At 65.3% G+C, this 26,558-nt stretch carries 21 protein-coding genes; 10 read left to right on the forward strand and 11 right to left on the reverse strand.

Features of this window, described 5'->3' with window-relative positions:
- Nucleotides 1-93: 93 nt before the first annotated feature.
- From B7X49_RS04390 to B7X49_RS04400, 3 genes are all read right to left on the reverse strand, one after another.
- Nucleotides 94-843: a YebC/PmpR family DNA-binding transcriptional regulator gene (locus B7X49_RS04390; RefSeq protein ID WP_029312715.1), complete on the reverse strand. Its 750-nt coding sequence runs from the start codon at nt 841-843 to the stop codon at nt 94-96.
- A gap of 65 nt (nt 844-908) precedes the next feature.
- A complete protein-coding gene (locus B7X49_RS04395) occupies nt 909-2,075 on the reverse strand; it encodes a glycosyltransferase (protein ID WP_286702873.1) in 1,167 nt (388 codons plus the stop codon).
- Between the two features lie 127 nt (nt 2,076-2,202).
- Nucleotides 2,203-3,405 carry a TCR/Tet family MFS transporter gene (locus tag B7X49_RS04400; protein ID WP_408735557.1) on the reverse strand — a complete coding sequence of 401 codons (1,203 nt, stop codon included), beginning with the start codon at nt 3,403-3,405 and terminating at the stop codon, nt 2,203-2,205.
- A 143-nt stretch (nt 3,406-3,548) separates the two neighbouring features.
- Between B7X49_RS04400 and B7X49_RS04405 the strand changes: the two genes are divergently transcribed.
- Nucleotides 3,549-5,555: an AI-2E family transporter gene (locus B7X49_RS04405; protein WP_286702871.1), complete on the forward strand. Its 2,007-nt coding sequence runs from the start codon at nt 3,549-3,551 to the stop codon at nt 5,553-5,555.
- Here the strand turns inward: B7X49_RS04405 and B7X49_RS04410 are convergent.
- The 7 genes from B7X49_RS04410 to B7X49_RS04440 form a co-directional block, all read right to left on the reverse strand.
- The gene (locus B7X49_RS04410) at nt 5,481-6,386 is read right to left on the reverse strand and encodes a glycosyltransferase family 2 protein (RefSeq protein ID WP_029312711.1); all 906 of its coding nucleotides are present in this window, start codon (nt 6,384-6,386) and stop codon (nt 5,481-5,483) included. The two genes, B7X49_RS04405 and B7X49_RS04410, sit on opposite strands and share 75 nt — an antisense overlap.
- The gene (gene rfbD / locus B7X49_RS04415; RefSeq protein ID WP_286702870.1) at nt 6,383-7,279 is read right to left on the reverse strand and encodes a dTDP-4-dehydrorhamnose reductase; all 897 of its coding nucleotides are present in this window, start codon (nt 7,277-7,279) and stop codon (nt 6,383-6,385) included. Before rfbD ends, B7X49_RS04410 begins: the two co-directional genes overlap by 4 nt.
- Before the next feature lies 1 nt (nt 7,280).
- Nucleotides 7,281-7,835: a dTDP-4-dehydrorhamnose 3,5-epimerase gene (rfbC, locus tag B7X49_RS04420; RefSeq protein ID WP_029312709.1), complete on the reverse strand. Its 555-nt coding sequence runs from the start codon at nt 7,833-7,835 to the stop codon at nt 7,281-7,283.
- Nucleotides 7,832-8,713, reverse strand: coding sequence for a glucose-1-phosphate thymidylyltransferase RfbA (gene rfbA / locus B7X49_RS04425; protein WP_286702869.1), 882 nt, complete (start codon nt 8,711-8,713; stop codon nt 7,832-7,834). The genes rfbC and rfbA overlap by 4 nt, the downstream gene beginning before the upstream one ends.
- 286 nt (nt 8,714-8,999) lie before the next feature.
- Nucleotides 9,000-10,055, reverse strand: coding sequence for a dTDP-glucose 4,6-dehydratase (gene rfbB / locus B7X49_RS04430; protein ID WP_029312707.1), 1,056 nt, complete (start codon nt 10,053-10,055; stop codon nt 9,000-9,002).
- Between the two features lie 75 nt (nt 10,056-10,130).
- Nucleotides 10,131-13,880 (reverse strand): glycoside hydrolase family 99-like domain-containing protein, encoded by a 3,750-nt coding sequence (locus tag B7X49_RS04435; RefSeq protein WP_286838409.1) that lies wholly within the window; start codon nt 13,878-13,880, stop codon nt 10,131-10,133.
- An 80-nt stretch (nt 13,881-13,960) separates the two neighbouring features.
- A complete protein-coding gene (locus B7X49_RS04440; RefSeq protein ID WP_286702867.1) occupies nt 13,961-15,631 on the reverse strand; it encodes an amidase in 1,671 nt (556 codons plus the stop codon).
- Between the two features lie 73 nt (nt 15,632-15,704).
- Here B7X49_RS04440 and B7X49_RS04445 point away from each other — a divergent pair, with 73 nt between their 5' ends.
- From B7X49_RS04445 to B7X49_RS04455, 3 genes are all read left to right on the forward strand, one after another.
- The gene (locus B7X49_RS04445; protein WP_286702866.1) at nt 15,705-16,889 is read left to right on the forward strand and encodes an FAD-binding domain-containing protein; all 1,185 of its coding nucleotides are present in this window, start codon (nt 15,705-15,707) and stop codon (nt 16,887-16,889) included.
- Nucleotides 16,890-17,045: 156 nt separating this feature from the next.
- A complete protein-coding gene (locus B7X49_RS04450) occupies nt 17,046-17,495 on the forward strand; it encodes a hypothetical protein (protein ID WP_286702865.1) in 450 nt (149 codons plus the stop codon).
- Entirely contained in the window at nt 17,492-17,860 is a 369-nt protein-coding gene (locus tag B7X49_RS04455) for a glyoxalase superfamily protein (RefSeq protein WP_286702864.1), read from the forward strand. Before B7X49_RS04450 ends, B7X49_RS04455 begins: the two co-directional genes overlap by 4 nt.
- A 157-nt stretch (nt 17,861-18,017) precedes the next feature.
- Here the strand turns inward: B7X49_RS04455 and B7X49_RS04460 are convergent, their stop codons facing one another.
- Nucleotides 18,018-18,797 (reverse strand): SDR family oxidoreductase, encoded by a 780-nt coding sequence (locus B7X49_RS04460; RefSeq protein ID WP_286702863.1) that lies wholly within the window; start codon nt 18,795-18,797, stop codon nt 18,018-18,020.
- A 124-nt stretch (nt 18,798-18,921) separates the two neighbouring features.
- Here B7X49_RS04460 and B7X49_RS04465 point away from each other — a divergent pair, with 124 nt between their 5' ends.
- The 6 genes from B7X49_RS04465 (at nt 18,922) to B7X49_RS04490 (ending at nt 26,549) form a co-directional block, all read left to right on the forward strand.
- Nucleotides 18,922-20,577 carry a fatty acid--CoA ligase gene (locus B7X49_RS04465; RefSeq protein WP_286702862.1) on the forward strand — a complete coding sequence of 552 codons (1,656 nt, stop codon included), beginning with the start codon at nt 18,922-18,924 and terminating at the stop codon, nt 20,575-20,577.
- Nucleotides 20,578-20,691: 114 nt separating this feature from the next.
- Entirely contained in the window at nt 20,692-22,191 is a 1,500-nt protein-coding gene (locus tag B7X49_RS04470) for an MmgE/PrpD family protein (protein ID WP_286702861.1), read from the forward strand.
- A 42-nt stretch (nt 22,192-22,233) separates the two neighbouring features.
- On the forward strand, nt 22,234-23,382 hold the full coding sequence (gene prpC, locus B7X49_RS04475) for a 2-methylcitrate synthase (RefSeq protein WP_286702860.1): 1,149 nt from the start codon (nt 22,234-22,236) through the stop codon (nt 23,380-23,382).
- A gap of 10 nt (nt 23,383-23,392) precedes the next feature.
- Nucleotides 23,393-24,313: a methylisocitrate lyase gene (gene prpB, locus B7X49_RS04480; protein WP_029312904.1), complete on the forward strand. Its 921-nt coding sequence runs from the start codon at nt 23,393-23,395 to the stop codon at nt 24,311-24,313.
- A 14-nt stretch (nt 24,314-24,327) separates the two neighbouring features.
- On the forward strand, nt 24,328-25,500 hold the full coding sequence (locus tag B7X49_RS04485; RefSeq protein WP_286702859.1) for an acyl-CoA dehydrogenase family protein: 1,173 nt from the start codon (nt 24,328-24,330) through the stop codon (nt 25,498-25,500).
- Nucleotides 25,500-26,549 (forward strand): enoyl-CoA hydratase/isomerase family protein, encoded by a 1,050-nt coding sequence (locus B7X49_RS04490; RefSeq protein WP_286702858.1) that lies wholly within the window; start codon nt 25,500-25,502, stop codon nt 26,547-26,549. Before B7X49_RS04485 ends, B7X49_RS04490 begins: the two co-directional genes overlap by 1 nt.
- Nucleotides 26,550-26,558: the final 9 nt, after the last annotated feature.

A 26,558-nucleotide genomic window follows, 5' to 3' on the forward strand; every position in this document is an offset into this window, starting at 1 on the left:
CCCCACCGCGGACCCAAACAACCGGACGTTCAGCACGGCTGTTTTTTCGAAGATCCAGCGCCAGGTCATGCGCGACGGCCGGAAATCGGCGCGTCAGGCGTCCAGCGCCTGCATGACCGCTTCGGGGATTTCGAAATTGGCGTAGACGTTCTGGACATCGTCGCTGTCATCGAGCGCGTCGATCAGTTTGAGCACGGCGCGGGCGGCGTCTTCATCGAGCGTTGTGGTGGTGGTCGGCCGCCAGTCCAGCTTGGCGGTCTCGGGCTCGCCGAAGCGTTGTTCCAGCGCATCGCGCACGGCGAAGAATTCATCGATGGCGCAGATCACCTCATGGCCGTCTGGGCTGCTCAGCACATCATCGGCCCCGGCCTCGATCGCGGCTTCGAGCATGGCGTCCGCGCTCGCGGCGGCGGCGGGGTAGCGCACCAGGCCGATGCGGTCGAACATGAAGGAGACCGAATTGCTTTCGCCGAGCGAGCCGCCGTGCTTGGAAAACGCGGTCCGCACGTCCGACGCGGTGCGGTTGCGGTTATCGGTCAGGGCTTCGACGATGATGGCGATGCCGGCCGGGCCATAGCCCTCGTAACGCACCTCGACATAATCCTCCGAGCCGCCGACGCCGGCGGCTTTTTTGATGGCGCGCTCGATCGTGTCGCGCGGCATGTTCGACTGGCGGGCGGCGGCACAGGCGGCGCGCAGGCGCGGGTTGGCGGCCGGGTCGGGCAGGCCCTGCTTGGCCGAGACGGTGATTTCGCGGATCAGCTTGGCGAATTGCCGCGCGCGGCGGATATCCTGCGCCCCCTTGCGGTGCATGATGTTCTTGAATTGGGAATGTCCAGCCATGGTCCGCCTGCGTGATCAGTGTTTCGGGTCGCGATGGCGCGACATAGCAGTGGTGCCGCGAAATGTCAGCGTGCCGCGATGCTGCGGATGGCGGCGGCGAGGCGCGGCGCGGTGGCTTGCAGCGCATAATCGGCGGCGACGCGCAGGCGTGCGGCGCTGCCCATGGCCTGGCGGCGGGGCGGATCGTCGCGCAGGCGGCGCAACCGGTCGGCCCAGGTGGCGGCGGGGCCGGCCAGGAATCCGGTGACACCATCCTCGACGATCGTGGTATTGGCCCCCACCGGGCTGCCGATGGTCGGCCGACCGGCGGCCATGTACTGGATCAGCTTGTAGCCCGATTTGCCGCGCGCCCAGGCATCGTCCGGCAGCGGCATGATGCCGACGTCGCACTGGCTGATCATGGCCGCCTCGGTCGCCTCGCTCCAGGGCAGATGGCGGCAGGTGACGCCGGGCAGGGTGAAATCGGGCGCGCCGATCACCAGCAATTCGAGCGGTGCCTCCGCTGATAGCTGGCGCAGCGGCTCGGCGAGGCGTGCGAGATAGGGTGCCGTAACCGGCGTGCCGATCCAGCCGATGGTGAAGACCGGGTTGGCGGGCATCGCGGTCGGCGGATAATGATCGAGATCGACCACGGTGGGCAGCAGCAGGACATTGGCCGCCCCCGCACGTAGCGCCCAGTCGCGCAGGGTTTCGTTGGCGACGATGGTGAGTGCGGCGCGCCGCAGCAGGGTGGGGAATTTGCCGCCGAGCAGGGTGCGGACCAGACGGTTGCGGCCGCCCGCTTCGCCCTCGCCGCCGTAGCGCAGGAACCACGCATCGTCGAAATCGAGGATGAATTTCTTGTTTGCGCCGAGCAGCGCGCGTTCGAACAAGGCCGGCAGAAACGGCAGCAATTCCTTCTCGATCCAGACGATGTCGTGCTCCTGCACCGCCGCCCGCAGTGCGGGCGCGCGGGCATAGGCGGCGAGCACGGCGGGCAGGCGGCTGCGGCCTTCATAGAGCGCCTTGACGTAATTATCGGACAGGAACGGCCGGGCCGTGGATAAAATGCCCTGCTTTGCCAACGGTTCGGCGTATTGCAGCAGGCGCAGCCGGCTGCTGGCGCCAAGCCGGCCGTAGCGGCTGGCCATCAACACGCGCATTTCGGGCTGGCGCACCGATGAGCCGGCCTGCCGCTCGTCCTGCGCTACGATCGGGTCGGTGATGCGGTCAAGATGGACGCTGATGGACATGTTCCGCCATGAAGAGGTGATACGCGTTTACCGCTTACCCGTGTAATGATCAAAAGCTGAAAGCGGGTTAACGTCGCAGGTCGCGCTGAAATCGGCGCTGATCAGGTTGATGAGCGCGGCGCGTTCGTCATTTTTCGGCGCGCGTCTTGCTGGTTCGGGGGGCCGACGTCAGGATCAGCCAGGCCGCGCCGACCAGCATGGCGCTGACCATCACGAACGGCGCGCCGGGCAGCCGCCAGGGGACGTTGCGGCTGAACAGATCGAACACGAAGGCGCCGGTCAGCGGTGCCACGATGGCGGTGAGGCCTTCGATCGAGGCGAGCGCACCGGCGGCGCGGCCCTGTTGGTCGGCCGGCAAGGCGCGCGAGATCATGCTGCGGATCGCGGGGTTGGCGACCGAGCCGAGCGAGGTGAACGCAATGCCGACGAACAGCCACACCGGGCTTGGCGCAAGGCCGAACATCATGAAGCCGATCGCGCTGGCGCCGAAGCCGACCAGCGCCGCACCGCGCTCGCCGAACAGCGTGACCGCCCGCTTGACCAAGGTGAACTGCACGATTGTCGATGCAACGCCGACGGCGGCGAACAGAATGCCGTTCTGCTGCGGCCCCCAGCCGAAGCGCAACTCGGTGAACAGCACCAGCACCGCCTGCAAAGCGCCCAGCCCGAACCAGCGCACGCTCCACGCTGCCGCCAGGCGCCAGAGGCGGGGTACCGTCGTCAACAGGCGCATGGCACCCAGGGGGGTCGCATCGCGCAGGCGGAGCGGGCGGCGTTTTTCAAACGGCAGGGATTCCGGCAGGACGAAAATGCCGTAGATCACGTTCACCGCAACCAGCCCGGCCGAGACCAGAAACGGCAGGCGCAGGTTAATGGCTCCCAGAAACCCGCCCAGCATCGGGCCCGCCATGAACCCGAGGCCAAAGGCGGCGCCGATCATGCCGAAGCGCTGCGCGCGTTGTTCAGGTGGCGTGATGTCCGCGATGTAGGCGCTGGCGGCGGAGACGTTGCCGGCGGTGGCACCTGCGATCAGCCGGCCGATGAACAACCAGCCGATGGTGGGTGCGAATGCCAGGAGGATATAGTTGGCAGCACTACCCGACAATGAAATCAGGATCAGCCGGCGGCGGCCGAACCGGTCGCTCAACTGGCCCAGCACCGGGGATGCGAAAAACTGGGTGGCGGCGAAGGTCATGCTGAGCGTGCCGACCCAGAGTGCTGCGTGCGACAGCGGCACATGCGCGAGTTTTTGCACCAGGTCCGGCAGGATCGGCGCGATCAGCCCGAAGCCCAGCGAATCGATCACCAGAACCGCAAAAATGAAACCCATGATGAACGTTCGATCCCGTCGTTCGCGCGGCGTGGATGCGCCCGCGCGGAGCACGGCTCGTGCCCGGTTTTCCTTTTGCTGTCACCTGCATGCTTTTTTCGGGCGATGCGCCCCCCCATATCAGCGAAAACGGGGATTCAGATATGCGAACAATGCGACCGACGCCGGTTACGGACGGCCCGGTCACGATCCCGCCGGCCGAAACACCCGGGTTACGCGGGTTGTTGTCGCTCGCGGTGGCCGTGGTCGTGATATCTGCCCTCTATTTCGCGCGGGACGTGCTGATCCCGATCACGCTGGCGGTGTTGCTGAGCTTTCTGGTCGCGCCGATCGCTGCGTTTTTGCGGCGTTGGCACTGCGGGCGCGTGGGTTCGGTGATGCTGGCGATGGCGTTGCCGTTGGTGGTTCTGCTCGGGCTTGGTGCGATCATCGGCACGCAGGTGACCGCGCTGGTGCGCGAAGTGCCTGCGGAGCAGACCATCATTGTGCAGAAGATCGATATGATCCGCCATGCGACGGTCGGGAATTTCAACAGTTTCGTGAAACAGGCCGGCAAGGAATTGCAGCATGCCGCGGCACCGAAAGCCGAGCACCACTCTGCGGATCGCGCGCCGCCGCCCGAGCGCGTTTCGGTCGTGCCGGCACCGATTTCGCCGACCGATGTCGCCAAGGGCATCATCGGGCCAATGCTCGATCCGCTCGCGATCATGTTCATTGTGTTCACGGTCGCGAGCTTCATTCTCTTGTATCGCGAGGATCTGCGCGATCGCATGATCCGGCTGTTCGGCTCGACCGATCTGCACCGCACGACCACCGCGCTCGATGACGCGGCGGACCGGCTCAGCCGGTATTTCCTGACCAAGTTTCTGATCAACGCTGGATTTGGCGTGGTGGTGGGGCTCGGGTTGTTCGCGATCGGCGTGCCGGGGGCGATCCTGTGGGGCGTGCTGACCGCGCTGGCCCGGTTCATTCCCTATATCGGCAGCTTTATCGCCGCCGTGCCGCCGCTGCTGCTGGCGGCGGCGGTCGACCCCGACTGGTCGATGGCGATCTGGACGCTGGTGCTGTTCGTCGTCGGTGAGGCATTGGTGGGGCAGGTGATCGAGCCGATGGTGTATGGCCGGACGACCGGGCTTTCGCCAATCTCGGTTGTGGTCGCGGCGATTTTCTGGGGGTGGCTGTGGGGGCCGGTCGGGCTGTTGTTATCAACGCCGCTGACCCTGTGTTTCGTGGTTCTCGGCCGCCATGTCGAGCGGCTGGAGTTTCTTGATGTGCTGCTGGGGGATCGGCCCGCGCTGACGCCGGTCGAGACGTTCTATCAGAGGGCGCTTGCCGGCGATCCGGATGAGGCGCTGGACCAGGCGGAGATTTTGCTGCGGGATCGGTCGTTGTGCGGTTATTACGACAGCGTGGTGCTGCCGGCGCTGCGGCTTGCCGCCGGCGATGCGGTGCGGGGCGCGCTGTATCCCGGCCAGCTCGATCGCATCACCGATACCGTCGCCGAATTGATCGATGGGCTCGACGATCAGGTGGACAGCGAAAAACCCGTGCGCCCGTCCCCGGCGGAGGCGGATTCGGACGGACCGCGCGTCGAGCCCGTGCCGGCACCGCGGCTGACGCTGCCGCCGCGCGCGCAATTGGCGCCGGTCTGGCAGGGTGAGGCACCGGTGATGTGCATCGCCGGGCGCGGCGCGCTCGATCGCGAGGGCTGTGCCATCATGGCCCAGCTGCTGGCCCGCCATGGCATTGGAACGCGCATCGTGCCGCATGAGGCCGCGGCGCGGACGCATGTCGCGAGCCTCGACATGGACGGGATTGCAATGATCTTCCTGTGTTACCTGGATATTGCGGCAGCACCTTCGAGCGTGCGCTATCTGGTACGGCGGTTGCGCCGGGCATCGCCCGATGTGCCCATCGCCGTCGGGTTCTGGACCACCAAGGCGGATTACGAACGCTATGGTGATTTCCAGGCGGCGATCGGGGCGAGCCTCTATCCGACCTCGCTGCGCGACGCGGTGGACCAGATCATGGCGCAGGCAATCGCGACGGCGCAGGTGGCGCCGGTTGAGTCGCGATCAGCCGATCATGAACCAGAGGCGGAAGAGCATGTTTTCAAGCTCGGTCTGCCGCTTCAGCCCGGGGCAGCGTAGCGCGCGCGAGCGCGGCGCCACGCCGCCGCGCAGGCCTTCGCCGATCCGCGCCACGTCGCCGCGCGCCTGTTCGGTCAGGAATTCGGTGTGGGCGGCGAGTTGCCCAACATGGCGGCGCATCATGGTCATGAAAATCCCCGGACCGCGGCGTAGGGCAGCGACTGCGCGGGCCAGGGTGGAGGGCGGTGAGCCGATCAGGTTTTCGCGGTGCTGGCGGTAGAGCACCACCGGTTTCGGGTCGATCAGCACCACGCCGCCGCACGCCGTGATCACGATATAGCTCCACCAATCATGCACCGTGCCGGGCGGGCCGGGGATGCGCGCGACCAGGTCGGCCGCTGCCCGGTTCATCACCATGGTATTGCCGTGCACGATGTTCTGCGTGAGGCTGGCGGGGAACCCCGGCTTGTCGCCCGGCAGGATCGACAGATTGTGGCCTTGCAGATGCTCATCGACCAGATATTGCCGGGCGCAATACAGCATGGCCTGGTTGCCGGCGGATTTCAACGCCTCGCGCGCGCGGGCCAGCTTGTCGGGCAGCCAGACGTCGTCCTGATCGGCGAAGGCGACCGAATCGGCGTCGGCCGCTTCGGGCAGCAATGACAGGAAGCTCTGTGCCGCGCCGAGATGCGCGCCAGACCCGGCGGTTTCGCGGCACCGTGCCGGGCCGATCTTCGCCGTGAAACGGGCCATGATGCTGCGGGTCTCGTCGGTCGAGCCGTCATCGCGCCATACCACGCGCCAGTCGCTGTCGGTCTGCCGCTCGAAACTCTCCAACTGCTCGGGCAGGAAGCGCGCGCCGTTATAGGTGGAGAGCAGGATCGCGATCATGGCGATCGGTCTGCCGCGAGCATCGTGGTGATCACCCGCTCCGTCGCATCGTGCCACGCGGGCAGGCGCAGGCCGAACACCGTGGCGAGTTTGGTGCCGTCCAGCCGGGAATCGGCGGGGCGCTTCACCGGTGTCGGCCAGTCGGCGGTGGTGATCGCGGTAACCACCGGGCGAGTTTCGGCCTGGGCCGCGGCGATGTCGAAAATCGCCTCGGCAAATCCGTGCCAGGTGGTCTCGCCGGTATTGGTCGCGTGGAAAATACCCTGGAACGAGGATTGCCAGCCGCCATTCTGAATTTGCCCGGCAATCGCGAGAATCGCCGCCGCCAGATCCTCGGCCGCCGTCGGCGTGCCGCGCTGGTCGCCCACCACGCGCAACGCACGGGTCTTGCGTGCGGCGTTGATCATGGTGCGTGCGAAATTCTTGCCGCGGGCGGAAAACACCCAGGAGGTGCGCAGCACCATCGCCATCGCGCCCGACTCCAGCACCGCGCGCTCGCCCGCCTCCTTGCTGGCGCCATAAACGCCCAACGGTGCCACCGGATCGGTTTCGATATAGGGCGCGCCCTTGTCGCCATCGAACACGTAATCGGTCGAGACATGGATCAGCGGAATCCCGGCATCACGGCAGAGACCGGCCAGAATCCCAGGCCCGTCGCGGTTGGCGCGAAACGCGGCATCGTGGTTCTGCTCGGCCGCGTCCACCGCCGTCCACGCCGCGGCGTTGATCACCAGCGATGGCGCGGCACCCGCAAAACACGACGTGATCGTCGCGGGGCGCTCGAAATCGAACACCGGCCGCCCCACCGCCTCGAACGCCAGCTTCGCCTGCGCGGCGAGCGCCATGCCGAGTTGCCCGGTCGCGCCAGTGATCAGGATCGGGCGGGCTGTCATGTCAGAACACAAACCAGGAATCGCACGACGCCAGCCGCGGCAGCAACACATCCTTGTCCGACAGCACCGCATGTTCGGGTGAGACCGGCCAGGGCAGCGCAAGGTCGGGGTCGTTCCAGATCACACCCCGCTCCGAGCCTTTGTCATACCCGGCGGTCACCTTGTAGATCACCTCGGTATCCGGCTCGAGCGTGCAGAACCCGTGCAGAAAACCCCCGGGGATCCATAATTGCCGGCCGTTGGCGGCCGACAACTCGGCTGCGACGAATTTACCGAAATCCGGCGAGCCCTTGCGAATATCGATCGCGACATCCCAGATCGATCCCCGCACGCAGCGCACCAATTTGCCCTGGACGAACGGCAGCACCTGGCAATGCAGGCCACGGATCGTGCCGGTTTGGGCGGAGTAGGAATGATTGTCCTGCACGAACTCGTGGTGAAAGCCGAGCGAAGCCAGCTTGGCCTGATTCCAGCTTTCACTGAACCAGCCGCGCTGATCGGCAAACCGCGGCGGTGAGATCAGCAGAACATCCGCAATCGCCTGCGCCTCGATCATTGGTGCATCCCATCCGCCAGTTCGATCAACACACGCCCCAGTTCCGTCTTGCCCAGTTTCAAGGCCCGCCCCCGCAAAGTCGCCGCATCGATGAACCCCATCCGGAACGCGACCTCCTCCGGACAGCCGACCAGATTGCCCTGCCGCTGCTGGATCGTCTGCACGAACGTTGCCGCCTGCAACAAGGAGTCCGGCGTGCCGGCATCCAGCCACGCGGTACCGCGTCCCAATCTTTCGACGTGCAGCGAGCCGTTTTCAAGATAAATCCGGTTAAGGTCGGTGATTTCCAACTCGCCCCGCGGCGATGGCCTGATCGCATGGGCAAACTGCGTCACCCGATCGTCATAAAAATACAGCCCGGTCACCGCCCAGTTCGACAACGGCACCGCCGGTTTCTCGACGATCTCGACCGCCCGACCCTCGCTGTCGAAACTCACCACGCCATAGCGCTCGGGATCGCGCACCTGATAGGCAAACACCGTCGCCCCCTCCGGCCGCGCCGCTGCCGCACGCAACGAGACCGACAAATGATCCGCATGAATCAGATTATCGCCCAGCGCCAACGCACAGGCCTGACCCGCCAGCCACGCCTCGCCAATCAGAAACGCCTGCGCCAAACCATCCGGCGACGCCTGCTCGGCATAGGTGATGGTGGCGCCGAACTGCGCACCATCCCCCAACAAACGCTGGAATTGCGGCAAATCCGCCGGCGTCGAAATCAACAGAATGTCGCGGATCCCCGCCAGCAACAAAGTCGATAACGGATAGTAAACCATCGGCTTGTCATAAACAGGCAACAACTGCTTCGACGTCGCCTGCGTCGTCGGATGCAGCCGCGTCCCCGACCCACCGGCCAGGATAATGCCCTTGGTGATCATGGTGTGAGGGCCGTGCTGGTGTGAGACAGGTTGGGGCTTCGCCCCAAGCCCCACCAAGGGGCGCTGCCCCTTGGAACCCCGTTAAAGGCGGAGCCTTTAAAATCCATTAGTTTTAGGAAAGGGGTGGGCGATCCAGTCCATAGACGTGACAAATGCGAGGCAGCGCCCACCCCTTTCCTAAAACTCCGGGTTCTAAGGGCTGCGCCCTTAGCGGAGGTCCAGGAGGCGGCGCCTCCTGGTGGGGTCTGGGGCGAAGCCCCGGCCTTTCTCGCAACCAGCACGGCCCTCATGCCGCGGTCCCCAGGCGTTGGCCGGCGTAGCGTGCGGCGCGGATGGGTTGCCACCAGGCGGTGTGGGCGAGGTACCAGTCGATGGTGCGGGCGATGCCGGTTTCGAAATTATGGGTGGCGTGCCAGTGGAGTGCGGTTTCGGATGTGGTGGGGTCGATTTCGTAGCGGAAATCGTGACCGGGCCGATCGGTGACGAAGCGGATCAGGCGGCTGCGCGGGCCGGCGGGGTCGGGGATTTTTTCGTCGAGAATTCGGCAGATGGTGGTGACGACGTCGAGGTTGGTGCGGGGCTGGCGGGCGCCGATGGCGTAGGTGGCGCCGGGTGTGCCGTTCAGGGCAATGAGGGCGAGGGCTTCGGCGTGGTCATCGACGAACAGCCAGTCGCGCATGTTCGAGCCATCGCCGTAGACGGGCAGGGGTTTGCCATCGAGCGCGTTGAGCAGGACGAGCGGGATGAGTTTTTCCGGGAACTGCCAGGGGCCGTAGTTGTTGGTGGTGTTCGAGACGATGGTGGGCATGCCGTAGGTATGGTGCCAGGCGCGGACCAGGTGATCGGAGGCGGCTTTGCTGGCGGAGTAGGGGCTGCGCGGATCGTACGGTGTGGTTTCGGTGAAGGGTGGGTCGGTGGCTTCGAGGGCACCGAACACTTCATCGGTCGAGATGTGGTGGAACCGGAAGGCGGATTTGCGCGGTTCGGGCAGGGCTGACCAGTACGTACGGGCGGCTTCGAGCAGGATGAAGGTGCCGGTGATATTGGTGTTGATGAAATCGGCCGGGCCATCGATCGAGCGATCGACGTGGGATTCCGCGGCGAGATGCATGACCAGATCGGGCTGGTGGCTTGCGAAGGCGCTGCGCATCGCGGCGGCATCGGTGATATCGGCGCGGATCAGCGTGTGGCGCGGGCTCGATCGTGCCGCATCGAGCGCGTCTTCCGAGGCGGCGTAGGTCATTTTGTCAATATTGATAACGTCATGACCGGTCGTTGCGATCAGGTGCCGGATAACCGCGGAACCGATGAAGCCGCAGCCACCGGTAATCAAAATCTTCATGTAAAATACCCAGTTTGTCTGGCGTGATGCGATTGATTGGTCGTTAGAGCAGACGGTGGAAGCCTTAAGGGATAGTTAAGCAGGCCCGGTAAAATTGTGCAACGCAATGTCGGTTATTGCCACGCCGAAACGGTCGGCGAGGGCGGCGAGGTCGGTGGCTTGGTGTTGCCGCGCGGCGTCATCGAGATCCAGCGCTGTCGCCGCGATTTCGTGCATGCCGGCAATCTCCGCCAGATGGCGCCGGGCATCGAGGGCCGCGGTCATGCCGCGGTCGTGGCGGCGGTGGATGTTTAGGGGCTCGGCGAGCCAGACCACGCAGGCATCGGTGGCGGTCAGAATTTCGAGATAGAGCCGCCAGTCGCCGGCGAGTTTCCATTCCAGCAGTTCAGGCCCCAGGCGGTCGAGGGCGGCGAGCAGGGCGCTGCGGCGGAACAGAACGGCGCTGACGTTCAGGATCAGGTTGCGGGTGGCAAGGAAGCGGGTGGCGAAATCGCGTCCGCTCATCACGAATGACCGATCGAGGTCCGCTGCGCCGGATTCGACATAGTAGTTCTGATAGTCGGGCATCAGGGTGGTGCCGGTGGCGTCGATTGCGCGGGAATCGGTCATCGCCATGACGGCGTCGGGCGCGTGGGTGAGGGCGTCGGCGAGGCGGCCGATCATGCGGGGGTCGGCCTGATCATCGGCTTCGGCGATCCAAAGGTAGTCGCCGGTTGCAAGTGTTGCGGCGCGCCGCCATTGGGCGAACACCGAACCACCGTTGGTGGCGTTGCGATGCAGCGCGATGCTGCGCCGCCAATCCGCCGCAAGACGCAGGGCTTCGGTGACCGAGCCATCGGTCGAGGCGTCGTCGAGCAGCAGGATTTCGGTGAGCGGGTAGGTCTGGCCGAACACCGAGCCGAGCCGGTCGGCGAGGTAATCGCGGTAATTATAGCTCAACACGGCGCATGAAATGCCGATGAGGGAAGGATGGGCGATGCGGAGCAATTGCGCGGCGTAGGCCGGGAAATCGAAATGCCGCTCGGCGATCGCGGCGAGGCGCCGGCGGTCGGATTCGAGCGCGGTATGGTCGAGCCGGTCGAGGATGGCGGATCCGAAGGCTGTGACATCGCCCATCGGCACGACGGCGCCGGTTTCGCTCGCGCGCAGCAGATCGGGGATGCCACCGGCACCCTCGAAGGCGATGCTCGGCACGCCGGCGGCCATCGCTTCGATCACTGTGCTCGCCAGCGGGTCCTCGCGCGAGGTGAGGGCGTAGATGTCGGCACCGGCATAGGCGGTCGCGACGTCATCGTCGAACGCCACCATATGGAACCGCCCGGTCGCGGTCGCGGCGACGATTTCCAGGCCGAGGTAGTCGCGAATCCACAAATGCGCCTCGCCCATCCAGAAAAAATGTACGTCGTCGCGCACCGCCGCGATCTGGCGAAACACCTGCAGGAACAGGTCGAACCCTTTGCGCAGATCGGCGAAGCCGACGCCGAGCACGACGTAATCGCTGGTTTCGAGGGCGTGCTGCGTGCGGAACGTGGCGCGTGCGGCGTTGGAAAACCGCACACCCTGGTAGTTGCCCTGGGCCAGCACGTGCAGGTTCGGCGGCGTCAGTTCGAGGGCGGCGCACAGCGCGTCGCGCACGAAGGCGGATGAGAAAACCGTGGCGCTGGCCGCGGCCATGCCCTGGCGGGTTACGCCGCGCAGCGCGCGTTCCTGCACCAGGCGCGGCATTTCGTGGATCAACAGGGAGGACGCGATACCGGCTTTGGCGAGCAGAGTGCAGACGCGTGAGGAGGCGGCGCTGTTGACGATGGCGGTTGCGATGCCCCGTGCGCGGTAGCGGGCGATATGCGCGAGCAGCGCGCCTTCGTCCGGCGCGACATCGGTAATCCCCTCGGCCTGATAGGCGCCGATCAATTCGCCGCCGCCGAGCAGCAGAATGCGCGGCACCATGCCGTGGTTGCGCCGCAGGGTGCGCGCCAGATGCAGCAGGAGCAATTGCGCGCCGTGGTTGAGCGCGTCATGGCCGACCAGCAGGATGTTGCGTGCGGTGTCGCTGTCCTGCAGTCCGCTCGCGGCGCGGCCGGTCGCGTTGAGGAAGGCGGCGCCGAAATGCAGATCGGGTTCGAGATAGGCGCCCTCCGCCCATTCGTTCCAGGCATTGATGCAGACAATCGCCTCGCCGAACACCGGCCGGCGGCGCGCGCGGTCGATCAGGCTGGCGAGCCAGGTCTGATACGCGGTGGGGGTTGCGTCCTGCAAGATAACGCCGCCCTTGCCTTCGCGCCGCGCATCGTTGTCCCAGCCCGGCACGACGGTGCGGATCAGCGGATAGGCGGGGTCGGGGTCTGCGAGCGAGATGGCGGCGATATCATTGTAGTTGAACACGTCGCTGGTGAATTCGGGGTCGAAATTATCGAGCGTCGCGTTGATCTTGGGCGCGTCGACCACGAGTTTATGGGGCGGGAACTCGACGGCACCATCCAGCCCGTGGCGGGCAGGGTCGTAGTCGTGAAAGCTCTGGGCCATGAACATCAGCGGATTTTCGCCGTGGCGTTCAGCGAACAGGGCACGCCAGCGCGCGATCGTGGCTGGGCCATCCGGGATCAGGGCGGCGCGATAGATCATCAGCAGCGGCCGGCCCTCGAGGCGGATGTAGCGCGGGTCGACGAAATGCCGCGCGAAATCATCGACCAGGGCGATATCGTCCTCGGGTTCATAATCCTGGGCGAGCAGGATTTCGCGTTCCTGGCCGTCCCACCGGCGGGTCCAGTTCTCATTGGCCCACATCAGGCAGAATTTCGTGTCGAGCGTGGGGTCGGCGAGCAGGCGTTCTAGCGGGTTTTCCAACAGCCGCTTGCGGTTGAACCAATAGTAATTACCAGCCGCGCGCGCCAGTTCGATCTGGCGGGGCAGGGTGGCCGGGTCTTCCAGCGAATAATAACCGAGATCGCGCGGCACGCGGGGCTGGTAATGCCCGGCGAAGCGCGGCGTTGCGCGGGCGAGGTTGGTCCAGTCGGTAAAGCCGGTGCCCCACCAGGCATCGTTTTCCGCAATTGAGTGGAACTGCGGCAGGTAATAGGCGAGCAGCGTGGCGAGGCGCGGGGTGCCGGCGGGCAAGGGCTGGATGGTTTCGAACGCGGGCGATGGCCGTGTGGCGGTGCGAACCGCGCCGGCGATCAGGCGCTCGTGCACCGGGCGTTTGGGCAGAAATCGCCCGCCCCGGTTTGCAATATAGTGCAGCAGCGGGTTCTGCCCGCCGATATCCTCGGCATAACGGCCCCGATAGAAGCCGATATCGAAATCGGGTGAGGGGTCGCGCGATTCGACGACGCCGAAGGCGCAGAAATGTTCGAACGGGTCGGATTTGGTCGCCGCGACATCCGGGTTCTGCTCGAGGTACCAGATCGCGTTGAACACCGGCACCGGACTGACCTGACCGGTGCGCCGGCGGTTCAGAAAATCGGCGAGGGCGAGGTGCGCTTGCGGCACGCCATAGGCCTCGCGATACCACAGCGCATGGAACATCGGTGACGGGTCGCGGCCCTCGCGGTCACCGAATTCGATGTAATGGACCAGCGGGTTGAGCTCGGCGGCGGCGATATCCTGGTTGGTATGCAGGTAATAACTCGGCTCGAAATAGGGATTCGGCCTGCGCCCAGACCGCCAGCCGATCACACAAAAATGCACGATCGGGTCGGCATCGGGCGGCAGGTCGGGGTGCTGGGCCGCGTAGAATCCGGCATCGAACAACCCGCTGCGGGAAATAACCGCTACGTCGCGCTCCAGTTCCGGCGCGATGTCGATCGGCGGCGTTCCGGTGTGGTCCATCCTAGCGAATCCGCTCCCTGATCACACTGCTCTCATTTTCTGTCAAACCATCTTCTTTAAGATACATTTTCATCGATTTGTCAGGGGGGCGTCGCAGTGCGCGCGGGCGGCCGCAGCGCGAGGCCAAGGCGTGATTCGAGCGCGCGCCCCAGCGCCAGCATCGGCGCCTCGTCGAACAGGCGGCCCCACATGCTGGAGGCATGCGGCACATGATGCGTCGGCGCATCGGTCGCGGTGCGGGTGCCGGCCAGCGTATCGGCGATCCGGCTCGGCGAGGCGATGAAGCCGGAGGGCAGGCACAGGCAGGGGTGGCCGGTGAAATTGGTGATGCCGAGCATCGGGCCGGCCAAAGCGGGCCCGATCATGACCTCGACCTCGGTGAACAATGTGTCCATCGCGATCATCACGCGGCGGCGCAACCGGTCGAGCTGGATATGATCGACCGCGGAGAGAAACCGCGCCATGCGGAACTGGTTCGGCCAGGCATCGGCATCCTGCCAGGCCAGCAGATCGTCGCGATCGCTCAGCGTCAGCGGCTCGAACAGGGCAGCGGCTTCGGCCATCAGGATCGAGGTCAGGCTGTCGTACGGCAGGTCGGGTCGGGTCAGCGCGACCAGATGCACGCCCAACGCCCGGCAGTGCTCGAGAATCGCACGATCCTGATCGAGCGAGCCCTCGCCCTCGACATCGGCCGGGAAATACCCGACCCGCAGCGTGGTAAGGTCACGCGCCAGATCGCCGCCGAACGGCGCCTCGATGCTGGAAACGTCGGTCGCATCGGCGCCGTTGATCACCGCCATCACGAGCGCACAATCATCGACGCTGCGGCCGATCGGGCCGATCTTGTCGAGGCTGGGGCACAGCGACATCACGCCGCCACGCGCAACACGGCCGAAACTCGGGCGCAGGCCGACCGTGCCGCAGCGGGTCGACGGTGACACGATTGAGCCATAGGTCTCGGTGCCGAGCGAGAATCCGCACAAGCCCGCCGCGGTGGCCGAGGCGGAGCCGGCCGACGAGCCCGATGACCCTTCCGCGGGATTCCACGGGTTGCGGGTCCGCCCGCCGTGCCAGATATCGCCATAGGCCAGCGCGCCGACGGTGGATTTGCCGAGCATGATCGCCCCGGCAGCGCGCAGGCGCCGCACCACGATGGCGTCGGCCACCGGCACGCGCCCCTCGAACGGTTGGGCACCCCAGTCGGTCGCGAGACCGGCGGTGTCGATGATGTCCTTGCACGCATAGGGAATGCCGTGCAGCGGTCCCGCCCAGTCGCCCCGCACGCCGCGCGCATCGAGCGCTGCTGCCTCATCGAGTGCCGTCGAATTAAGCCGCGCATAGCAATGCAGCACGGGGTTCTGCTGCGCGATTCGGTCGAGATAAATCTGGGTCAGCCGCGTCGCGGTCAGCGATCCCCCGCGGATCCAGCCGATCTGCGCGGTGATCGGCGCGAAGGCGATATCGATATCATCGTCCGGCAGCGGCAGCACGGTGGGCGGCAGGTGCAGCGGCGCGGGTTCGGGCATGCGAAACCCGGGCAGCCGCGGGTCGAACACCGTCGCCGGCGGCATGTCCTCGTCATCGCGGTTGCGCCGCATGGTGTCGGCGCGGCGCGCGGCGGCGAGGCCGATCTGCTCGGCGATTTCGGCGGCGACCAGCGCGCGCTCCGCCGGCGTATAGCACACGCCGACCACGCGTTCCGCCGCCTCGATATCCTGTGCCGTCACGACCGGCTGTACCGCTTGATCCATATTTGCTCCTGCAACCTCTGCGACAGTAGCATAAGGGCGTTGCGGATCGCGACAAGCGGGCCATGTCGCGCGCATGGAATTATTCACCCCGACGCGCAGCGCCGGCCTCGCCCGTCTCGCTGAGTTTCTGCCCCACGCCGGCCGCGCCTATGCTGAGGGACGCAACACCGACCCCGGACCCGGCCGACACAGCGCGGTTTCCCACCTCTCGCCCTATCTGCGCCACCGCCTGATCACCGAAGCCGAGGTAACCCAGGCGGCCTTCGCCGCCCATGGCGAGGTGGCGATGAAATTCATCGAGGAGGTTTGCTGGCGCAGCTATTGGAAAGGCTGGCTGGAGCATCGCCCCGCGGTCTGGGCCAACTATCGCGCCGGTGTGCGCCGCGGCGAAAACCGGCTAGCCACGTCCGGCGGCCTGCGCCGGGAATTTCACGATGCCTGCGCGGGGCAGACCGGCATCGATTGTTTCGATGTCTGGGCACAGGAACTGGTGGCCCATGGCTATCTGCACAACCACGCGCGGATGTGGTTCGCCTCGATCTGGATCTTCACGCTGCGCCTGCCGTGGGAGCTCGGGGCTGATTTCTTTCTGCGCCATCTCCACGATGGCGATGTCGCGTCGAACACGCTGTCGTGGCGCTGGGTCGCCGGCCTGCACACGCCGGGCAAACACTACCTCGCCCGGGCCGAAAACATCGCGCGCTACACCAACGCCAGGTTCGATCCACGCGGCCAACTCGACGAAACCGCCGAGCCGCTGACCGAAGAGATCCCGCCCCCACGACCAGTGCCCCCGGTGTTCGACAAGCCGATCAACGGCGATGTCGCGCTGCTGCTCCACGACGATGATTGCGACCCCGGCAGCCTCGATCTCGCCGGATGCACCGTGCGCGCAGTGGCCGGTCTCGCCATGCCGGCGCCGCGCGCGACACGTGGCGTCGCCCCGCCGGTTGCCGCATTCGCCCATGGCGCGGTCGAGGATGCGCTGTGCCGCGCAGAGCGCCGGTTCGGCGTCGCGGCGGTGCGGCTCGACGACAGTGCGGACATTGCCGCCTGGGCGTCCGGGCACGATCTGCCGGTGATCACACCCTACGCACCGGTCGGCCCGGTCGCCGATGCGCTCGCGGTTCTGCCAACGCCACCCCGCGCGGTGCCGCGCGGCTGGGATCGCCATTTCTGGCCCCACGCCACCAAAGGGTTCTTCCAACTGCGCCAACACATCCCGGCTTATCTGGCCAGCGCACCGATGGGCTCCTGATATTCTGCTTCATTTCCGAGATTTTTCGCAGCCATCCGCGACTGACACGGCGGGTCGGCGCGATCCGTCAGGGACTCGAACGACAATTTTAGGAAACGATCGCCACCAACGACGATTTGAGTTGCCGCGATGCCGGCGGTTTGGCAGCTTGCGACCATGAAAGACCCGATCGGCTTTCTGGCATCCCGCGCCGGGCGCTATTCCGGTCCCGGCGTCGCGCACGACACGCGGGCGTTCACCGGTGTTCTGATCATCGATCCGCCGCTGAACCCGGCCAATCTGAGCTACCGGTTCACCGCAACCACCAGCGATGGCGAATTGCTGCACACCGAAATCGCCTGCCTCGGCCGCAACCAGGCGGACGAGATCGAAATCGTCCACATCAGCAACAATATCCCCGGCCTCCAACATTTCCAGCTCGCGCAATCCGGCAATCACGATCTGGTCCTGCACCACGGCAATCTGGCCGATCCGCAATCGTTCCGCGAAATCGTGCACCTGGCGTTCTCGAGCGAAACCACAGCCCGGCTGAGCTACGATTGGGCCGGCCCAGGAGAGGCAATCGTGCCGCAAAGCTGGGTCGAACTGGTGAAAGATTCCCCGTGAGCGGCGAACAACGCGTCTTTCCCACCCTGCGCATCACCAATGAAGCGAAAGCCCGCCAATTCTATCTCGACTCGCTCGGCTTCACGCTGGACTGGGAGCACCGCTTCGCGCCCCACTATCCGGTGTTCATGCAAATCTCGAAAGAAGGCCTCGCGATCCGCCTGTCAGCCCATGAGGGAGACGGCGCCGTCGGCGGCAACGCGCATCTCGACGTCGCGGACGTCGACGCCTGGTATCGCGACGCCACCGCGCACGGCGTAACAACAAGCCGGCCACCGGCCGATCAACCCTGGGGTGTGCGCGACGTGCGGTTCCGCGATCCGGATGGCAATCAGCTGGTGGTGGCGACGCGCCGGGGCGCCTGAGGCTTGGGGAGTAAAGAAGGCGAGGGGCTCTCCCTCCGGAGCCATTCCAGCGATGAAGAGCATCGCTGGAACCTTCGGCTGCTCCGCCCTTAGTGGGGGTCGAGGGGGCAAAGCCCCCCCCCCGCCTTCCTTACTTCCCACGCCCCGCGCCCGTGCGTCACACCACCATTGTACCGCCGTCGATGGCGAGGATCTGGCCGGTAATGTGGCCGGAGGCTGCCGAGCAGAACAGCAGGGCGGCGCCTTTCATGTCGTCGTTATTGCCGAGTTTGCCGAGCGGCGTGTGGTGCAGAACCTGTGTTTCGAACTGGCCGAGAATGCCTTTGGTCATTTTCGAGGGGAAGAACCCGGGGGCGATGGCATTGACCGTAATGTTGTGCGGCCCCCATTCGGCCGCGAGCGCGCGGGTCAGGTTCACCACCGCGCCTTTCGATGTGTTATAGGGGATGGTGCCGGTAATATCCGGGTGGTGCCCGCGCAGCCCGGCGATCGAGGCGATGTTGAGGATTTTGCCGGCGCGGCGGGGGATCATCGAGCGGCGGGCGATCTCCTGGGTCAGGAAGAACAGATTATTGACGTTGAGGTTCATCACCCGCGCCCAGGCTTCCGGCGTGACATCGGCGGCGGGCGCGCCCCAGGTGGCGCCGGCGTTGTTGACCAGGATATCGACCTCGCTGTGCAAGGCGAGCACGGCATCGGCCAGCGCTTTCGGCCCTTCTGGCTTGCCGAGATCGACGATATGCGCGGTCGCGGCGATGCCTTTGCTCGCCAGGTGGCGCACCGCCTCGTCCAGTTCATCGGCCTTGCGGGCGGAAATCGCGATTTTGGCGCCGTATTCGCCCAGCGCCTCGGCGATCTGCAGCCCCAGCCCGCGGGAGCCGCCGGTGATCAGGGCGCGTTTGCCGGTCAGGTCGAACAGGGATTTCAGTGCGGTCATTTCGTTTCCTCGGTTTGTTTTCCGCCCCCCTCTTGGGACGCATATTGACGGGCGCGATACGCTCCTATCCTATAGCGTTCAAGTCCTGGCGTGAACCGGGGCGCCCATTCGGAGGAAACGAATCATGAGTGCCGCCCAAGCGCCGTTTCAGTATCAGTTGTTGATCAAACAGATCCTGAAAATGCCGATCGCGCAGGCCAGCCGGCGGCAGATCGTGTATCGCGGCGACCTGCGCTTCACCTATCCGCAGTTCGTCGAGCGGGTGCACCGGCTCGGCGGCGCGCTGGCGGCGCTGGGGGCCGGCATGGGCAGCCGCGTTGCCGTGATGGATTGGGACAGTCACCGCTATCTCGAATCCTATTTTGCGGTGCCGATGCTGGGATCGGTGCTGATGATGGTCAACATCCGGCTCAGCCCCGACCAGATCGCCTACACGATCGATCATTCCGGTGCCGAAATTCTTCTGGTCAACGTCGATTTCCTGCCGGTGCTCGATGCGATCCGCGATCGATTGCCGAACTTGCGCGAAGTCGTGGTGATGAGCGATGCCGCATCGCCGCCCGCGGTGGCCGGCAGCGCGGGCGATTACGAAACCCTGCTCGCGGCGGCGCCGGCCCATCGGGACTTCCCCGATTTCGATGAAAACACCCAGGCCACCACCTTCTACACCACCGGCACCACCGGCCTGCCCAAGGGCGTGATGTTCAGCCACCGCCAATTGGTGCTCCACACCCTCGCCCTGATGTCGACCCTGATGATGGCCGGCCTGAACGGGCGGATTTCGCGCGAAGACGTCTATATGCCCCTCACCCCGATGTTTCATGTCCACGCCTGGGGGTTTCCCTATGTCGCGACCATGATGGGGATGCAGCAGGTCTATATCGGGCGGTTCCTGCCGGACATGGTGTGCCATCTGCTGCGGACCGAGCTTGTCACCGTGTCACATTGTGTGCCGACCATCATGCACATGATCCTGAATGCGCCGGCGGCGAAGGATATCGATCTCACCGGCTGGCGCGTGATCATCGGGGGCTCCGCCTTGCCGCGCGCGCTGTGCGAGGCGGCACTTGCACGCGGCGTCGATATCTATGCCGCCTACGGCATGTCGGAAACCTGCCCGATCATGACGATGACGCAACTGCGCGGCGATATTCTCGATACCGAAGCCGATCGCCCCGAGGCCGAAATCCGCATGCGCCTGTCGGCCGGCATGCCTGGCGTGCTGTGCGAGGTGCGGGTGGTCGATGAAGCGATGAACGATGTGCCGCACGATGGCGCCTCGGTCGGTGAGGTGGTCGCCCGGTCGCCCTGCCTGACGCCGGGTTACGCCGGCAATGCCGAGGCCTCGGCGGCGCTGTGGCGCGGTGGCTGGCTGCATACCGGCGATATCGGCACCATGGATCGCGATGGGTTTCTGCGCATCGTCGATCGGGTCAAGGATGTCATCAAAACCGGCGGTGAATGGATTTCCTCGATCGGGCTCGAGGATATCGTGCTGACCCATCCCGCGATTTCCGAGGTCGCGGTGGTCGGCATCGCCGATGATCGCTGGGGCGAACGCCCGGTCGCCTTCGTGGTCGCCAAGCCCGATCGGCTGGTCGATGAGGAAGCGGTGCGCGCGCATGTGCGCGCGCATGCCGATGCCGGTGCCATTTCCCGCTTCGCCGTGCCCGACCGCATCATCGTGGTCGATGCGCTCGATAAAACCTCGGTCGGCAAGCTCGACAAGAAAGTGATGCGGACCAAAGCCACCGCGATGATCACGCCGGCCAGCGTCTGACCGGCGTGCAACCCTCGGGTTCGTGACCGGGGGTTGCCATTGCGGCCGGTTGGGGCGCATTCAGAACATGACCGTATAGTGTAAACGATACCAAGACGAAAGTAATCAATGTCCATGAAGCTGCATGAGGTCCGCGTCCATCCTTCGAAATCGCTGCTCAAGCGTGACGATCAACTGGCGTGGAAAATCGCCGGTGTCGCGGCGGACAAGGTGGCGGTGGAAAAAGACGTCACCGCCATGATCATCAACCGCATCATCGACAACGCCGCGGTCGCGATCGCCTCGATCAATCGCGGCCCGGTGGTCTCGGCACGCGGCATGGCGCTCGGCCATACCAAGCGCGGCGGTGCGACGCTGTTCGGCCTGCCCGGCCGCAAGACGGTCAGCCCCGAATGGGCCGCCTGGGCCAACGGCACCGCGGTGCGCGAACTCGATTATCACGACACGTTTCTCGCCGCCGATTATTCGCATCCCGGCGATAACATTCCGCCGATCCTCGCGGTCGCGCAGGCGATGGAGCGCACCGGGCGCGACCTGATCCGCGGCATCGCCACCGGCTATGAAATCCAGATCGATCTGGTCAAGGCGATCTGCCTGCATGAATGGAAAAAAGACCATATCGCGCATCTGGCACCGGCCCAGGCGGCCGGCATCGGCGCGCTGCTCGGCCTGAAGCAGGAGGTGATCTTTCAGGCGGTGCAGCAGGCGGTGCATGTCAGCTTCACCACCCGCCAGTCGCGCAAGGGCGAAATCAGCTCCTGGAAAGCGTTCGCCCCCGCCCATGCCGGCAAGCTCGCGATCGAGGCGGTCGATCGCGCGATGCGCGGCGAAGGCGCGCCGAGCCCGGTGTATGAAGGCGAGGACAGCGTGATCGCCTGGATGCTCGGCGGCAAGAACGCGGTGTATCACGTGCCGCTGCCCGATAAAGGCGAGCCGAAACGCGCGATCATGGACAGCTACACCAAAGAGCATTCGGCCGAATACCAGAGCCAGGCGCTGATCGACCTCGCGTTCCGGATGCGTGAAAGCATCGAGGATTTCAACGCGATCAAAAAAATCATCATCTACACCTCGCATCACACCCATTACGTGATCGGCACGGGTGCCAACGATCCGCAGAAAATGGACCCGAAAGCCTCGCGCGAAACGCTCGATCATTCGATCATGTATATCGTTGCGGTGGCATTGCAGGATGGCAGCTGGAGCCATGTCGACAGCTACGCGCCGCAGCGCGCCCAGCGGGCCGATACGGTGGCCCTGTGGCACAAGATCGAAACCCGCGAAGACAAGGAATGGACGCGAAGGTATCACACGTCCGACCCCAGCGAAAAGGCGTTCGGCGGGCGAATCGAAATCCAGTTCAAGAACGGCAAGACGCTGATCGATGAAATGGCCGTCGCCAACGCCCATTCGCTCGGCGCCCGGCCGTTCGGCCGGCCGGATTACATCAATAAATTCGAGATGCTGACATCGGGCGTCATCTCGCCGCGCGAATCCGCGCGGTTTCTCGATGCGGTGCAGGACTTGCCGAAACTCCCCGCGGGCGAGCTCGATCGTTTGAACGTGGCCGTGCCCGGCGGGGCCTTGCTCGAAAGCAAGCCGGGCATTTTCTGAGCGCCGCACCCCGCTCCATCAGGTGACTGAAAGGATGATGCAATGAACGAGGCGGTTTTGCCAAAGCCGAAAAAATCGGTCGCCCTGTCAGGGGTGGCCGCCGGCAACACGGCGTTGTGCAGCGTCGGGCGCACCGGCAATGATCTGCATTATCGCGGCTACGATATTCTCGATGTGGCGGAGAGCTGCACCTTCGAGGAAATCGCCCATCTTCTCGTGCACGGCACGCTACCGAACCAGGCGGAGTTGCGGGCCTATCAGGCGAAGCTCATGCAGTTGCGCGGCATTCCGGCCGCGGTGCGCCGCGTGCTCGAGGCGATACCGGCCGCCGCCCACCCGATGGATGTGATGCGCAGCGCGGTCTCCGCCCTCGGCTGCGTGCTGCCCGAAGCGCATGACCGCCATCCGGCCGGCGCGCGCGACATCGCGGACCGGTTGATGGCCTCGCTCGGCTCGATGCTGCTTTATTGGTATCACTACGCGACCAACGGAAAGCGGATCGATGTCGAAACGGATGACGTCTCGATCGGCGGCCATTTCCTGCATCTGCTGCACGGCAAGGCGCCGGACGAACTCTGGGTGCGCGCGATGCACACCTCGCTGATCCTCTATGCCGAACACGAGTTCAATGCCTCGACCTTCGCGGCACGCGTCGTCGCCGGCACCGGGTCGGATATGTATTCCGCAATCACCGCCGGCATCGGCGCCCTGCGCGGCCCCAAGCACGGCGGTGCCAATGAAGCGGCGTTCGACATCCAGAAACGCTATGCAACGCCCGATCAGGCGGAAGCCGATATCCGCCGCCGCGTCGAAGCGCGCGAGGTGGTGATCGGCTTCGGCCATCCGGTCTACACTGTGTCCGACCCGCGCAACGAGGTGATCAAGCGCGTCGCCCGCACGCTCTCCGAACACGCCGGCGCACCCCGCATGTTTTCGATCGCTGAGCGCATCGAAAGCGTGATGCACGACGCCAAGAAAATGTTTCCCAATCTCGATTGGTTCAGCGCGGTGTCCTACCACATGATGGGCGTGCCGACCGCCATGTTCACGCCGCTGTTCGTCATCTCCCGCACATCGGGCTGGAGCGCGCACGTGATCGAACAGCGGATCGACAACAAGATCATCCGGCCCTCGGCCAACTACACCGGCCCGGAAGATCTGCAATTCGTTCCGATCGATCAACGGCATTGAGGAGGGCAGCATGACCTATTTACGGGCCGACGATCTGCCCCACCGCCCGGCGGGCGAGCGGTTTCGCGCCTTGCTCGACCGTCCCGGCATTCTGCGCATCCCCGGCGCGCACAACGGCCTCGCCGCGCGCCAGGCGATGCGCGCGGGGTTCGAAGCGTGCTATCTCTCCGGTGCGGCGATGACTGCCTCGATGGGCCTGCCCGATCTCGGCATCATCACCGTCGATGAAGTGTGTTTCTTCGTCCGCCAGGCGGCGCGCGCATCGGGCCTGCCGGTCCTGGTCGATGGCGACACCGGCTATGGCGAGGCGCTCAACGTGATGCACATGGTGCGCAGCTTCGAGGATGCGGGTGCCGCTGCCGTGCATATCGAAGACCAGTTGCTGCCGAAAAAATGCGGTCATCTGAACGATAAAAAACTCGCGACCCCGCATGACATGGCAGCCAAGGTCGCCGCCGCCGCCCACGCCCGCCGCCACCTCTACGTCATCGCCCGCACCGATGCCGCGGCGAGCGAAGGGATCGACGGCGCGGTGGCACGCGCGAAGCTCTATGTCGAAGCCGGCGCCGATGCGATCTTTCCCGAAGCCCTGCACAGCGCCGAGATGTTCCGCGAATTCGCCCGCCGCATGCCCGGCGTGCCGCTGCTCGCCAACATGACCGAATTCGGCCACACCCCGTTCTTCACCGCCGCCGAATTCGAGGCGATGGGGTTTCGCATGGTGATGTGGCCGGTCACCTCCCTGCGCGTCTCGGCCAAGGCGGTCGGCAGACTCTACGACGCGATCAAGCAGGACGACGGCGCGCAGAACTGCGTCGAAGCGATGCAGACCCGCGCCGAGCTTTACGAAACGATCGACTACGCCGGTTTCGAGGCGCTGGACGCCACGATCGTCAAGACAATCGTGCCGCAAGGAATGCCGCAGGCCTGAACAAGGACAGCATCATGGACGCCGTGACGGAGATTGACCCGACCAGCCCATTTGAATTGTCCGAGGCACAGCGCGCGATCGCCGAGATGGCCCGCGCTTTCGCGGATGCCCGGCTCGCACCGCACGCGCTCGATTGGGATGAGCGGAAAATCTTCCCGCTCGACGTCATCCGTGAAACCGCATCGCTCGGCATGGGCGGCATCTACGTGCGCGAAGCCAGCGGCGGCAGCGGCCTGACCCGGCTCGACGCCGCGCTGATTTTCGAGGCGCTGGCCACCGGCTGCCCGGCCATCGCCGCCTATATCTCGATCCATAACATGGTCGCCTGGATGATCGACCGCTACGGCGATCAATCCCAGCGCGACCGCTTCCTGCCCGACCTGGTCAGCATGAAAACGCTCGCGAGCTATTGCCTGACCGAGCCCGCCTCCGGCTCCGATGCGGCGGCACTCACCACGCGGGCACAGCCCGTCGGCGGTGAGTATGTGCTCGACGGTACCAAGCAATTCATCTCGGGCGCCGGCGAGACCGATCTCTATCTGATCATGGCGCGCACCGGCGGCAGCGGCGCCGGCGGCGTTTCGTGCTTCATCGTGCCGCGCGATGCCGCCGGCCTGTCGTTCGGTGCCAACGAGCGCAAAATGGGCTGGAACGCCCAGCCAACCCGCCAGGTGGTGCTCGATGCGGTGCGCGTGCCGGCCGCCAACCGGCTCGGCGGGGTGGGTGAGGGGTTCCGCATCGCCATGAGCGGTCTCGATGGCGGGCGGCTGAACATCGGCGCCTGTTCGCTCGGCGGTGCCCAGAAGGCGCTGGAGGCAACCATTGCCTACATGAAACAACGTACCGCCTTCGGCAAACGGCTCGATGAATTCCAGGCGCTGCAGTTCCGCCTCGCGGACATGGCAACCGAACTCGAAGCCGCGCGCGTCTTCCTGTGGTACGCCGCCGCAGCGCTCGACCGCCGCGCGCCCAACGCAACGTCGCTGTGCGCCATGGCCAAGCGCGTCGCGACCGATACCGGTTTTGATGTTGCCAATCAGGCGCTGCAACTGCACGGCGGCTACGGCTATCTGACCGATTACGGCATCGAAAAGATCGTGCGCGATCTGCGCGTGCATCAAATCCTGGAAGGCACCAACGAGATCATGCGCCTGATCGTCGCGCGCGGCCTGATCGCGGACCGATGATGGATGCGCCGGACGTTCTGATCCGCACCGAAGGCCGGTGGGGCCACATCACGCTCAACCGCCCGCGCGCCCTCAACGCCCTCAGCTATGAAATGTGCTGCGCGATCGACGATGCGCTCGCCGCCTGGCGTAGCGATGCCACGATCATCGGCGTGCTGATCGATGGCGCCGGTGAGCGCGGCTTCTGCGCCGGCGGCGACATTCGCGCGCTGTACCAGGCCGCCATCGGCGGCGACGCCGCATCGTCGGATATTTTTTTCGCCCGTGAATACCGGCTGAATGCGCGGATCGCGAATTTCCCCAAACCCTATGTCGCCCTGATGGACGGCATCACCATGGGCGGCGGCGTCGGCCTGTCGGCGCACGGGTCGCACCGCATCGTCACCGAACGTACCATACTCGCCATGCCGGAAGTCGGCATCGGCTTCATCCCGGATGTCGGCGCCACCCATCTGCTCGGCCGCGTGCCCGATCAACTCGGCACCCATGTCGCCCTGACGGCAATGCGCCTCAGCCCAGCGGATGCATTGGCGATCGACCTCGCCGATCATCAAATCCCCGCATCCCGCCTCGATGATCTGCGCCAAGATATCTTCGCGAGCGACACAATCACCGAACTCGACCCGATCATCCACCGGTACGCCACCCTTCCAGCGCCCAGCGCCCTGCTCGCCCAGCGCGCCTGGATAAAAAAATGTTATCAACGTGAATCGATAACCGAAATCCTCCATCACCTGGGCACCGCCGGCCCCGCCGCCGCAGCAGCCGCCACGATCATCGCCGCCCAGTCGCCAACCGCGGTTCGCCTCGCCCTGCGTGCGTTGCGCGAGGCCCGCGCCTTCGGCACGCTCGAACCCTGTCTGCAACAGGAATATCGCCTCGCGGTGCGCTGCACCCGCGCGCATGATTTCATCGAAGGCGTTCGCGCCGCCGTGGTCGACAAGGATCGCAACCCGCAGTGGCAGCCGCGCTCCGACCACGACATCGACGACGCCACGATCGATGAATATTTCGCGCCGCTCGGTGCCGCGGAGCTGCAGTTCGACTAACAAAAATAC

It is taken from the genome of Acidiphilium sp. 34-64-41 (genome assembly GCF_002282635.1).
Lineage (GTDB): Bacteria > Pseudomonadota > Alphaproteobacteria > Acetobacterales > Acetobacteraceae > Acidiphilium > Acidiphilium rubrum.